At 59.0% G+C, this 13,120-nt stretch carries 5 protein-coding genes and 1 pseudogene; 5 read left to right on the forward strand and 1 reads right to left on the reverse strand.

Annotation, left to right across the window (positions count from 1 at the left end):
• Positions 1–62: 62 nt before the first annotated feature.
• The 5 genes and pseudogenes from PSES9_RS0107720 to PSES9_RS0107740 all read left to right on the forward strand — a co-directional run bounded on the left by PSES9_RS0107720 (position 63) and on the right by PSES9_RS0107740 (position 12,109).
• Positions 63–2,108: a methyl-accepting chemotaxis protein gene (locus tag PSES9_RS0107720; RefSeq protein ID WP_010485682.1), complete on the forward strand. Its 2,046-nt coding sequence runs from the start codon at positions 63–65 to the stop codon at positions 2,106–2,108.
• A 51-nt stretch (positions 2,109–2,159) separates the two neighbouring features.
• Positions 2,160–3,041, forward strand: a complete 882-nt coding sequence (locus PSES9_RS0107725; RefSeq protein WP_010485684.1) for a protein-glutamate O-methyltransferase — start codon at positions 2,160–2,162, stop codon at positions 3,039–3,041.
• Positions 3,042–3,052: 11 nt separating this feature from the next.
• Positions 3,053–10,522, forward strand: coding sequence for an Hpt domain-containing protein (locus PSES9_RS0107730; protein WP_010485686.1), 7,470 nt, complete (start codon positions 3,053–3,055; stop codon positions 10,520–10,522).
• A 58-nt stretch (positions 10,523–10,580) separates the two neighbouring features.
• Positions 10,581–11,628: pseudogene (locus tag PSES9_RS23130) on the forward strand (chemotaxis protein CheB).
• Positions 11,629–11,641: 13 nt separating this feature from the next.
• Complete coding sequence (locus PSES9_RS0107740) at positions 11,642–12,109, forward strand: chemotaxis protein CheW (protein WP_029529432.1); 468 nt, start codon at positions 11,642–11,644, stop codon at positions 12,107–12,109.
• Between the two features lie 59 nt (positions 12,110–12,168).
• On the opposite strand, the gene PSES9_RS0107745 is transcribed toward PSES9_RS0107740, so the two are convergent.
• The gene (locus PSES9_RS0107745) at positions 12,169–12,888 is read right to left on the reverse strand and encodes a 16S rRNA (uracil(1498)-N(3))-methyltransferase (RefSeq protein WP_010485690.1); all 720 of its coding nucleotides are present in this window, start codon (positions 12,886–12,888) and stop codon (positions 12,169–12,171) included.
• Positions 12,889–13,120: the final 232 nt, after the last annotated feature.

The following is a 13,120-nucleotide window of genomic DNA, read 5'->3' on the forward strand; positions in this document are numbered from 1 at the left end:
TTGCCGGCCTTTTGGCGTTATATGGGAACCGTAGTGCGGTCGGTCCAGGCGGGGGCCAGATAATGAAAAAACTAAATGCAGGCAAATTATTCGCGGGTACGCGGAGCAGTACACTGATTTTGGGGCTGTTTATCGTCCTGATCGTGTCAGTTTTATTGCTGTTCGCTAACTTTGCTTATATCAACACCCAGTCCAACTACGATACTGAATACATCAGCCACTCCGGTGAGCTGCGTGTTCTGTCCCAGCGTATTGCGAAAAACGCCACGGAAGCAGCAACGGGTACGCCCGAGGCCTTTGGTTTGTTGCGTGATGCACGCAACGACTTCCAGAAGCGCTGGGCAATCCTGACCGATGGCAACCCTGAAAGCGGTTTGCCATCCGCTCCAGAGCTGGTGCAGCCGCAAATGGCGGCTGTGCAGAAGGACTGGGACAGCTTGCGTAAAAACACCGACTCCATCCTGGCCAGCGAGCAAACGGTTCTGTCGCTGCACCAGGTAGCTGCGACTCTGGCTGAAACCATTCCACAGTTGCAGGTCGAGTACGAAGAAGTCGTCGACATCCTGTTGGAAAGTGGCGCGCCCGCTGCTCAGGTTTCGGTTGCCCAGCGCCAGTCTCTGTTGGCAGAACGTATCCTGGGTTCGGTGAACAAGGTACTTGCCGGTGACACGGACTCGGTGCAGGCCGCCGACACCTTCGGTCGTGACGCCAGCCTCTTCGGTCGCGTATTGAATGCGATGCTCGAAGGCAACGCCGCCATGGAAATCACCAAGGTGGAAGACAGCGAAGCTCTGGATCGTCTGGGTGAGATTTCCGAGCTGTTCGAATTCGTATCGGGTTCGGTGGACGAGATTCTCGAGACCTCGCCAGAGCTGTTCCAGGTTCGTGAGTCGGCCAACTCCATCTTTACGGTTTCGCAAACCCTGCTCGACAAAGCCTCGGACCTGTCTCTGGGTTTTGAAGGCCTGGCCGACAGCCGCCAGGTCAATACCCTGGTGGGCTATGTACTGGGTTTGCTGGTACTGGCTTCGATCATCCTGATTGGTATCGTGATGGTCCGTTCGACCAACCGCCGACTGGCTGAAACGGCTGAAAAGAATGATCGTAACCAAACGGCGATTTTGCGACTGCTCGACGAAATTGCCGACCTCGCCGACGGTGACTTGACGGTGGCGGCAACGGTAACCGAGGACTTCACCGGTGCGATTGCTGACTCCATCAACTACTCCATCGACCAACTGCGTGACCTGGTTGCGACCATTAACCTGACCGCCGTACAGGTGGCAGGCGCGGCCCAGGAAACCCAGGCAACGGCAATGCACCTGGCCGAGGCTTCCGAGCACAAGGCGCAAGAAATTGCCGGTGCTTCGGCGGCCATCAACGAAATGGCGGTGTCGATTGACCAGGTATCGGCGAACGCCTCTGAATCCTCTGCGGTAGCGGAGCTTTCTGTAGCCATTGCCAACAAGGGTAACGAGGTGGTGCACAACACCATCACCGGCATGGATAACATCCGTGAGCAGATCCAGGACACCTCGAAGCGGATCAAGCGCCTTGGTGAGTCGTCCCAGGAGATTGGTGACATCGTTAGCCTGATTAACGACATTGCCGACCAGACCAACATCCTCGCCCTTAACGCTGCAATCCAGGCCTCCATGGCTGGTGACGCAGGCCGAGGCTTCGCCGTGGTAGCGGACGAGGTACAGCGTCTGGCAGAACGTTCATCTGCTGCAACCAAGCAGATCGAGGCGCTGGTTAAGACGATTCAGACTGACACCAACGAAGCTGTTATTTCGATGGAACAGACCACCTCTGAAGTGGTGCGCGGTGCACGCCTGGCGCAGGACGCCGGGGTTGCACTGGAAGAGATCGAGAAAGTATCCAAGACCCTCGCGGCCTTGATCCAGAACATCTCCAACGCCGCACGCCAACAGGCATCGTCTGCCGGCCACATCTCCAACACCATGAACGTGATTCAGGAGATCACCTCGCAAACGTCGTCCGGTACTACCGCAACCGCCAAGAGCATTGGTAACTTGGCGAAAATGGCCAGTGAGATGCGTAAGTCGGTATCCGGCTTTACCTTGCCGGAAGGGGAGCAGGCTTAATCGATGGCTGCGCAGCGGCTTGCAAAGGTCGCTGCCCGGAGTCCCAGGATTATGACCGAACGTCACGACAACCCGCATGGTGCGTGGGCCTTGCAGCCAGTCCTGGAAATGTCTAACGACGAATTCCACAGCTGGCAGGTTCTGCTCGAAGATCGTACTGGTGTCGTGATTCAGGAGCAGCGCAAGGCGTTTTTGCAGACCAACCTGAGTTCGCGCATGCGGGAGCTGGGTGTCAATGAATACGCCGACTACTATCGTCAGGTGACTGATGGCCCGCGTGGCGCGGTTGAGTGGTCTGTGCTGCTGGATCGGTTAACGGTTCAGGAGACCCGGTTTTTTCGTCATCGTGCCTCATTTGATGTGCTTGAGCGTTACCTGCAATCTCGGTTGCAGCAGCCGCTGAAGAAGCCATGGGAATTGTGGAGCGGGGGTTGCTCCAGTGGTGAGGAGCCGTATTCATTGGCCATCACTGCCGCCCAGGTGCTGGAGGATGCCGGATTGCCTGCACATTATGCGGTGACCGGCACCGATATCAGCCTCAACGCGTTGAGCAAGGCCCGTGAAGGGCGTTTTGCGGCGCGCAAGCTTGAGCAGTTAGAGGCGCATATAGCTCAGCGTTATTTTTCCGCTGAGCCCGATGGCGGCTTCAAGGTATTACCGGAACTGGCGTCGCAAGTATGTTGCGCCAAGCTCAATGTACTGGAGTTGGAAAAGGGGCCAATGGCCGGTATGGACGTTATTTTTTGTCAGAACTTGTTGATTTATTTTCGTCGCTGGCGTCGCCGTGAGATCCTCAATTGCCTGGCAGAGCGCCTTGCACCGGGTGGTCTGCTGGTTATTGGAGTTGGCGAAGTGGCGGGTTGGCAGCATCCGGATTTGATACCGGTCGCCGACGAGCGAGTTCTGGCGTTTACCCGTAAGGGCAAGTTATGAGCGGAGTGACTATGGGTGATCGGCACGACTATGTCGCCCTGGAGTGGGTCAAAGGCGAAGTAGCAGAAACCCTGAAGCAGGCACGTCAGGCGCTTGAGTCGTTCGTAGAGAACCCTCAAGACCCAACGCGCATGCGGTTTTGCTTGACCTACGTGCATCAGGTGCACGGTACCTTGCAGATGGTTGAATTCCACGGCGCGGCTCTGCTCGCGGAAGAGATGGAACACCTCTCGCAAGCGTTGATGGAAGGTCGTGTCGGCAACCAGGGTGAAGCCCTGGAAGTGCTGATGCAGGCTATCTTGCAAATGCCGGTTTATCTGGACCGAATCCAGACTGCGCGTCGCGACCTGCCAATGGTCGTGCTGCCTCTGCTCAATGACCTGCGTTCGGCGCGCGGTGAAAAGCTGCTCTCGGAAACCAGCCTGTTCACCCCGGACATGTCCTCGCGGGCGCCTGCGCTGTCGATTGAGTCGCTGGCCCAGCGCTACAACGCCGAGTTGCCGGGCCTGCTGCGCAAGCTGCGGCAAATGCTGCAGATGGCCTTGGTGGGGGTGCTGCGTAACCAAGACCTGCCAACCAACCTGGGTTACATGGCGCGGGTATTTGCCCGCCTCGAAGCCTTGTGCAAGGACGCCCCGCTCGGCGCGTTGTGGCAGACCGCTTCGGGTGTCGTTGAAGGCCTGGCCAGCGGCAGTATCGCCAATGGCAGTTCGGTACGCGGCCTGTTGCGTGAGGTCGATAAAGAACTCAAGCGCTTGATGAGCCAGGGCGCGGAGGGGTTCAACCAGCCTGCGCCGGATGAGTTGATCAAGAACCTGCTGTTCTACGTCGCCAAGGCCAACAACCAGACCCCGCGCATAGCCGCGTTGAAGGAACAATATCGCCTGGATGAAGCCTTGCCAGACGATGAAACGGTAGACGCCGAACGTGCCAACCTGGCAGGACCGGATCGCAATGCCATGCGTTCGGTAGTCGGTGCGCTGTGTGAGGAGTTGGTTCGGGTCAAAGACAGTCTTGATCTGTTTGTGCGCAGCGACCGCGTACAAATTGTCGAGCTGGAATCCCTGCTTGCGCCGCTCAAGCAGATCTCGGACACCTTGGCGGTGTTGGGCTTTGCCCAGCCGCGCAAGGTCATTATCGACCAGATTGCCGTGGTGCAAGGCTTGGCCCAAGGCTTGCGCGAGCCGAGCGATGCCGTGTTGATGGATGTGGCGGGCGCGCTGCTCTATGTCGAGGCGACGCTGGCCGGCATGGTTGGCCCCTCGGAAGAGGGCACCAGTGAAGAAAACCATTTTCCAACGACCGACGTTGGGCAAATCCACCAGTTGGTGATCAAGGAGGCGCGTACCGGCCTCGAGCAAGCCAAGGATGCGATTATCGAATTCATTGCCTCGCAGTGGAATCACGATCACCTGGCCCGCGTGCCTGAGCTGCTGACGCAAGTGCGCGGCGGCTTGGCGATGATTCCACTGGAGCGCGCCGCGCAACTGCTCAATGCCTGCAACCGCTACATTCAGGAACAACTGCTGGCGCGCAAGGCCGTACCTAACTGGCAAAGCCTCGACACCTTGGCCGATGCGATTACCAGCGTCGAGTACTACCTTGAGCGCTTGGGCGATGATCACGCCAGCCAGGGCAACTTGATTCTCGACGTGGCTGAAGAAAGCCTTGAGAGCCTGGGTTATCCGCTGCACGAAAAGGCGTCGATTCTTGACCAGCCTCAGGAGGCTGATGCGCCGCAGGCGTTTGCAGAACCCGAGTCACAAGCATCACCTGAACTCGATGCCAGCACTGAAGCCGACCCGCAATCCGCGTTGCCAAATTTTGACCTGGACCTTGGCGAAACTGATTTCGAGCCCTTGGCCAACCCGCTGGACGATATCGAGGTAATCAGCGCTGATTCGATTGCCGAGCCAGACGTGCCCTTGGATATCGACCTGTCGAGTGACAGCTTCGAGACGGCGCTCGAGCAGCAACTCGATGCCGAAACGCCAAAGTCTGAGCCAGCGCCTGACGACTTGAATGCTGACTTTGCTGATCTCGAATCGGCCAGTAATGATGAGCTGAACTTCGACCTGGCCGAGATCACGCCGGTCGAGGACAACAGCGAAAACGATATCGAGTTGGTCGACTTTGACTTTGGCGAGCTGGAGTTCGAACCAGCCGATGCGCCTGCCGATGAACAACTGCCAACAATGCAGTTGGATGAAAGCCCGGCATTTTCACTGGATGACCCAGACTTGCAGCTTGAGGCCTTTAGTCTCGACTCCCTGGAGCCGCAAGCCAGCTGGAATGATGAAGATATCGCCGCATTGGGCCTGCCGGACGTTGAGCTGCCGAGCCTGAGCGAGCCTGAACAAGCCTCAGGCGACGAGGCTGAAAAACCGCTGTCCATCGCGGATGTCATGGCAGCTCCCGCACAGGTGGTTAATCCGCCTGCGCACGATGTGCCGCCGAGCTTGTTGCCGCCACCTGCCGATGAAGAGCCATTCGATGACGAGCTGGCTGAAGTCTTCATTGAAGAAACCGGTGAAGTGCTCGAAACCATCGCCGAGTATTATCCGCAATGGTGCGCCGATACACAGAACAAGGAAGCCCTGATTGAGGTTCGCCGGGCCTTTCACACGCTCAAGGGCAGTGGCCGGATGGTCCGTGCTCTGGTGATTGGCGAGTTGGCCTGGTCGGTAGAAAACCTGCTCAATCGAGTGTTGGACGGCAGCATCGAAGCCGATGCGGATGTGCAGCAGGTAATCAGCGAGGTGATCAAGCTGATCCCCGAACTGGTCAGCGAATATGCCAATAAGGCGCAGCGCCAGCGTGATGATGTCGACCTGCTGGCAATGACTGCCCATGCCCTGGCCAAGGGGCAACGTATTAGCCCGTCCGTGGCCACGGCTCCCGCTGAATCCGTTGCAGCAGCGGATGTCCTGCCGGCCTCGGGCGAGCGCGATGAGATGCTCGACCCGCAGTTGCTGGATATCTTCCGCAGCGAAGCTGAAACCCACCTCGAGACCTTGCTGCGTTTCCTGGCGGATTGCGAGCGCGAGTTGCCGCAGCCGGTTACCGATGATTTGCAGCGAGCCTTGCACACGCTTAAAGGCAGCGCCTACATGGCGGGCATTTTGCCGGTCGCCGAGATCGCAGCGCCGCTGGAAAAGCTGGTCAAGGAATTCAAGACCAACCTGATCGCCCTGGATATCTCCGAGGCAGACCTGTTGCGTCGCGCCGAACAGTTGTTCCGCCTCGCGCTTGCCCAGCTTGAAGAACATCCGCTGGCGGTGCTGCCGGGTGCGCAAGCCTTTCTCGACGATGTACAAAAGCTGCACCAGGAACGCCTGGATACGGCCGAAAGCAATCGCAAAAGTGAGTTGGGCGAGGTGCGCGATCCCCAGTTGATCAGCATTTTCCTGGCTGAAGGCATGGACATCCTGCTCGATGCCGAGAAGCTGTTGCGCAACTGGCGCGAGCATCCGTTCGAGCGTCAGGAGCTCAGCGCCTTGCTTGATGAGCTGACCATGCTCGGGCGTGGCGCTGAAATGGCCGAGTTGCCGCAAATCGATGAGCTGTGCGAGGCATTGCTTGATCTGTATGGCGCAGTCGAGGAAGGCAGCCTGGCGGTTAGCGAGCGTTTCTTCAGCGAGGCAGAACTTGCCCATGAAGCGCTGATCGGAATGATGGACCAGGTTGCAGCGGGATTGCAGGTCAGTGCCGAGCCGCAACGTGTCGAAGCCCTGCGGCTCCTGCTTGGCGAGGCGCTAGACCCGTCCAAGCTGGCATTGTTGTCGAGCCCCGATAACAACGGTATTGATATTGTCGAACTGGATGCCGCCACTGCCGCGCTGCAGTCGCAGGCAGATGAGGCCGCGGCTGAAGACGGCTTTGTCGACCCGGCGGAAGACACCGAGTTGCCTGCAAGCACAGCTGAAACAGCGTCCGGGCAGGAGCTTGATGAGCAATCAGCCGATGCCAATGCCTATGAGGCCCTGGACAGTGAAATGGTCGAGATCTTCCTGGAGGAAGCGGTCGACCTGCTGGAGAGCGCCAGTGTTTCGCTCGACCAGTGGCTGGCCAATCCTGAGGACAAGACGCCGCTGCAAGCGCTATATCGTGACCTGCATACCCTCAAGGGTGGCGCGCGCATGGCCAATATCAAGCCGGTGGGCGATCTTGGTCATGAGCTTGAGACCCTTTATGAGCGTCTGCTCGATGGTCGGCTGGATGTTGCACCGGAACTCACCGGCTTGCTCCAGCAAAGTCACGACCGGTTGGCCGTGCAAGTCGAACAAATGCAAGCCCGAGCCAATATCGCTCCGGCTGATGACTTGATTGCTGCCATTGCCGCCTTTATTCGTGGTGACCAGGCGAACGCGGATAACCAGCCGCTCGATGAGCCTGTGGGCGACGACCGCGAAGCTGCCGAGCCTGAAAACGAAATGCCGTTGGCTGAACTTGACGAAGAGTTTGAACAGCCTGCGATCGATCAGCCAGAAGATGAAGCTCCAGCACTTGAGCAGGCCCTCGACGCCGAGCCAGTTGATGCTCAAGTGCCGCAAGGCGAGGACGTCGCGGCTGAACAAGCGGATTTCGAAGCACTTGATGCCGTGCCGGATGAAGGCGAGCCGCTACCTGAACTGAGCATGTCAGCCGAGCCCGTCGCTGAGCCCGTGTTGCCAACACCGCTCAATGACGAACGTGACCAGGAGCTGGTCGAGATTTTCCTTGAGGAAGGTTTTGATCTGCTCGACAGTTCGGCTGCGGCCTTTCAGCGTTGGATCAACGATGTCGATAACAGCCTTGAGCTGGAATCTCTGCAGCGCGATCTGCACACCCTCAAGGGGGGCGCGCGGATGTCCGAGATTGCAGAGGTTGGTGATCTTGCCCATGAGCTTGAATTTCTTTATGAAGGCCTGAGCGACGGGCGCCTGCGTGCGAGCCCTGAGCTATTTGCCTTGCTGCAACTTGCCCACGACAGCCTGGCGGCCATGCTTGAAGCGGTTCGTGATCAGCGCCCCGTGCCCAATGGCGAGGCGTTGATCGAGGCCATCAAGCAGTTCCGCAACAATCCGGGCCAACAGCTGAGCATGCCGTCCAGCGTTCACCTGCAGGCGGTTGAGGACTCCAGCGATGCCGCAGAGGAGTCGGACATCCTCGATATCTTCCTCGAGGAAGCCGACGACCTGCTCGAAGCCATGGAAGTTGCAGTGGGCCATTGGGATGTCAACCGTGACGATTCCAGCGCCATTGATGACATCCTGCGTGTCCTGCACACCCTCAAGGGCGGTGCTCGCCTGGCGGGCCAGAAGCGCTTGGGCGACCAGGCGCACGACCTCGAGCAGCATCTGAGCGAAGCGCAACAACAACCTGCGCCTTGGCCAGAAAGTATTTTCCTCGATGTGCAGTCGGGTTACGAAGGGCTGGTCAACGAAGTCGAGCTGTTGCGTGAGCGCCTGGCCAATGAGCACCTTGATGCTCCGGTTGAGGCTGCGCCGTCTGCACCTGTGGCGGATTACCAGGCAAACCTGTCCGCGCCTATTGTCGCTGCCAGTGCCATGCCGGCCCAGGAACTGGTGAACAAGGTCTTGCCTTTTGTTCGCCGCGCCCAGGAAGCTGCGCAGGAGGCCGCATCGCGTCGTGCTCCGCAGGAGTTGGTCAAGGTGCCAGCCGAGCTGCTTGAGGGGCTGGTTAACCTGGCGGGTGAGACCTCGATTTTCCGTGGCCGGGTAGAGCAGCAGGTCAGTGACTTTGGTTTCACCCTCAGCGAGATGGAAGCGACCATTGACCGGGTGCGTGACCAGTTGCGACGTCTGGATACCGAAACCCAGGCGCAAATCCTCAGCAGTTATCAGGCCGAGGCTGAGCGTTCCGGCTACGAGGATTTCGACCCGCTGGAAATGGACCGTCACTCACAGCTGCAAACCTTGTCGCGTGCCTTGTTCGAGTCGGCGTCTGACTTGCTTGACCTCAAAGAAACCCTGGCCGCCCGTAACCGCGACGCAGAGACACTGCTGCTGCAACAGGCACGGGTCAATACCGAGCTCCAAGAAGGCCTGATGCGTACGCGCATGGTGCCATTCGAGCGCTTGATACCGCGTCTGCGGCGGATCGTTCGTCAGGTAGCGGGCGAGTTGGGCAAGCAGGTTGAGTTCGTGGTCGGTAATGCCGATGGCGAGATGGACCGTACCGTTCTCGAACGCATTGTCGCGCCGCTTGAGCACATGTTGCGTAACGCCGTGGACCACGGTATCGAGTCAGCCGATGCGCGCCGCGCAGCTGGCAAGCCCGCGCAAGGCACCATTCGCCTGAACCTGGGCCGTGAAGGCGGTGATATCGCCTTGACCCTGACCGATGATGGTGGCGGGATCAACCGCGACGCGGTGCGTCGTAAGGCCATCGAACGCGGCCTGATGGATGCGGATTCCGACCTTAGCGATTACGAAGTCTTGCAGTTCATCCTCGAGGCGGGTTTCTCCACCGCTGAGAAGGTTACGCAAGTCTCGGGTCGTGGCGTCGGCATGGATGTGGTGCATTCGGAGGTCAAGCAACTCGGCGGTTCGATGAGTATCGACTCGACGCCGGGCGTGGGCACCAGCTTCCTGATTCGCCTGCCATTTACCGTGTCGGTCAACCGTGCATTGATGGTGTATTCCGGCGAGGATCTCTACGCGATTCCGCTGAACACCATCGAAGGTATCGTGCGCGTTTCGCCATACGAACTTGAGGCCTATTACGCACCGGATGCACCACGCTTCGAGTACGCGGGCCAGGCTTACGAATTGCGTTATCTCGGTGACCTGCTCAACAACGGCCAGCAACCCAAACTGGTTGGGCAAAGCCTGCCGCTGCCGGTGATCCTGGTGCGCTCCAGCGAGCATACGGTCGCGGTGCAGGTTGATTCGCTGGCCGGTTCCCGTGAGATCGTGGTGAAAAGCCTCGGTCCGCAATTTGCCGGTGTTCACGGTATTTCCGGTGCGACCATCCTTGGGGACGGCCGCGTGGTGGTTATTCTCGACCTGCTGGCCACCATCCGTGTGTTGCACGCCCACCTGCTTAACCAGATGCAACCTCGCCTGGTCAGCCACAAAGCCAGCGAGGCGGAGATTGAAGCTGATCGGCCAACGCTGGTGATGGTGGTCGATGACTCGGTAACCGTGCGTAAAGTAACCAGCCGCTTGCTTGAGCGTAACGGTATGAACGTGCTGACCGCCAAGGATGGTGTCGATGCCATCTCGCTGCTGCAAGAGCACAAGCCGGACATCATGCTGCTGGATATCGAAATGCCGCGCATGGATGGTTTTGAGGTGGCGACCCTGGTCCGCCACGACTCACGTCTCAAGGACTTGCCGATCATCATGATCACCTCGCGTACCGGTGAAAAACACCGTGAGCGGGCACTGAGCATCGGGGTCAACGAGTACTTGGGCAAGCCTTACCAAGAGTCGCTCTTGCTTGAGAGCATCAATCAGCTGGTTAAGCGCACATGACCGAGAAAGCCACCGCTCGCATCGCCGTTATTGGCATCAATCAGCTGGTTAAGCGCACATGCCCGAGAAAGCCACCGCTCGCATCGCCGTTATTGCCGATACATCCCTGCAGCGCCATGTGCTGCAGCAGGCGCTGGCGGGCAGTGGCTATGAAGTGGTGATGAACAGTGATCCAGCGCGCCTTGACGAAGAGGCGTTGCAGGCCTGCGAGGCTGACCTGTGGCTGGTGGACCTGGCCCAGTCGGACGACTCGCCATTGGTCGATAACCTGCTCGAAACCACCTCTGCTCCGGTGCTGTTTGGGGAAGGCCATGCGCCTGAGCGCCACTCCGAGAACTATCCGCGCTGGGAGCGCAGCCTGTTTGCCAAGCTCAAGAAGCTGGTGGGCGATCCGTCAAAAGCGGTCGGGCCTACGCTTGAGGCGCTACTGGCCGAGGCGCAGCGTCCAACACGCCTGGAACTGCCGCAAGCGCTGGCAAATACGCAACTGGTTGTTGGCGAGCCTGCGCGGCAGGTCTGGCTGTTGGCTGCATCAATGGGTGGCCCGGCAGCGGTGAAGGCTTTTCTGGATGCGCTACCCGGCGGCTTGCCAATTGGATTCATATACGCACAGCACATCGATGCCAGTTTTGAGTCGGTATTGCCGCAGGCGGGTGGGCGGGGCCACCCCCACGGAGCACAGCCAATGGCATGTCAACCCGGCACGGGACGGTGACACTGTGCGTTGCGGGGAAGTGATAGTTGTGCCGATCAGCCGTGAACTTGAGTTTGATGGCGACGGCGCCATGCACATTACCCAGCGTGCCTGGCCCGAGCCTTACAGCCCTTCGATTGACCAGATGATGTTGAATCTGGCCCAGCAGTTTGGCAACCAGTGCGGCGTGATCGTCTTTAGCGGCATGGGCAGCGACGGCAGTGCAGCCGCTGCATACGTCAAGCGCCAGAATGCACTTGTCTGGACCCAGCGCGCCGACACTTGCCTGTGCCCAAGCATGCCCGATAGCCTGCGTGAGGGAGGGTATAGCGACTACAGCGCCGACCCGCGCGAACTAGCGCTCGGGCTGGTTAATCATCTGGCAGAGCAGTGCCGCCATTCGAATGCCTGATCAGGACCTATCCATGAGCCAAACCATCGAAAACAGCATCGCCAGCCTCACATGCCTGGCTATCCCGCTGGCAGACCGCACGCTGCTATTGCCTAACGTAGTGGTTGCCGAGTTGATCCCCTATCGCGCACCCCAAACCAGCGCAGGCATGCCAGCATGGTTCTTGGGGCAGATCAACTGGCGGGATCTGCGTCTGCCGCTGTTGTCATTCGAAGCGGCCAGTGACGGCCAGGCGCAAATCGGCGGCAACGCCCGGGTGGCTGTGATCAACGCAGCCGGCGGCCGGGACAAGGTTAAGTTTATCGCCCTGCTGGTGCAGGGGATTCCGCGCTCGGTAAAGGTCGCCAACGACCTGGTGACAGTGCCCGGCGCCAGCCTGGCCACGCTGGAGTTGGATGCGGTGCAAATTGGCGATGATGTGCTGAAGATCCCCGACCTGATTGCACTTGAGCAGTTACTGGAAGACGCAGGCCTGATCTAGGTTGAGTGGTCGTTGCAGGCGCCAGCGCAAGCTGGCGTTTTGCGTTGGGGCCGCTGGGCTTAAAAATCGCCCCACAATTGCTGCGCCACACTCAGTGCCACCACAGGCGCCGTTTCAGTGCGCAATACCCGTGGACCTAAACGCGCCGCATGGAAGCCCTGGGCTTTAGCCTGCTCGACCTCGGCGTCGTTCAAGCCGCCTTCAGGGCCGATCAGGAATGCCAGCGACTGGGGCTTGGCGTGGCTTTCCAGCGGTTCTGCAACCGGGTGCAGCACCAGTTTCAGCTGTGCATCTATCTGCGCCAGCCAGTCATTCAGGCTGATGGGTGGATGGATCAGCGGCACCACCGAGCGACCGCACTGCTCACAAGCGCTAATCGCCACTTGCCGCCAATGCGCCATGCGCTTGTCAGCACGTTCATCCTTGAGCCTGACTTCACACCGCTCGCTGACGATCGGGCTGATCTCGGTTGCACCCAGCTCCGTGGCTTTCTGGATCGCCCAATCCATTCGCTCGCCACGGGACAACCCCTGACCCAGATGAATGCTCAGCGGCGACTCCGGCTGACCTGCGATGCACTGGCGCAGCTCAACACTGACGGCCTTTTTGCCCACCTCGATCAACTCGCCAAGAAACTCATTGCCGCTGCCATCGAACAATTGCACCGCATCGCCAACGCCATGGCGCAGCACGCGGCTGATGTAATGAGCCTGCGCCTCAGGCAGCGCATGCTGGCCAATGGAGAGCGGGGCATCGATAAAAAAGCGAGATAGGCGCATGGGCAAACTATTAACTGAATGCAGGGACGCGCAGTTTAGCCTGTTTGACGCCCGTGTTGTGCGCAGGCACTAGTGCCGCTTTGAGCATCGCTACAGGTGCCTGAGGCAGTCGGCATAAGGGAATAGAGTAAAGACCACGTTTTCTGGCTGAGATTTTGGATTAAATGTGGTCTGTCCCCTATTATTTCACTACGAATAGTAATTATGCGCTAGGCAGTCCAAGATTTGCGGC

It is taken from the genome of Pseudomonas sp. S9 (assembly GCF_000222125.1).
Taxonomy (GTDB): Bacteria; Pseudomonadota; Gammaproteobacteria; order Pseudomonadales; family Pseudomonadaceae; genus Aquipseudomonas; species Aquipseudomonas segetis.

What these genes read in the sequence shown, in the direction of transcription:
- PSES9_RS0107740 (WP_029529432.1), top strand. Translation starts at nt 11,642, where the DNA reads ATGAGCCAAACCATCGAAAACAGCATCGCCAGCCTCACATGCCTGGCT.
- PSES9_RS0107725 (WP_010485684.1), top strand. Translation starts at nt 2,160, where the DNA reads ATGACCGAACGTCACGACAACCCGCATGGTGCGTGGGCCTTGCAGCCA.
- PSES9_RS0107745 (WP_010485690.1), bottom strand. Translation starts at nt 12,888, where the DNA reads ATGCGCCTATCTCGCTTTTTTATCGATGCCCCGCTCTCCATTGGCCAG.
- PSES9_RS0107720 (WP_010485682.1), top strand. Translation starts at nt 63, where the DNA reads ATGAAAAAACTAAATGCAGGCAAATTATTCGCGGGTACGCGGAGCAGT.
- PSES9_RS0107730 (WP_010485686.1), top strand. Translation starts at nt 3,053, where the DNA reads ATGGGTGATCGGCACGACTATGTCGCCCTGGAGTGGGTCAAAGGCGAA.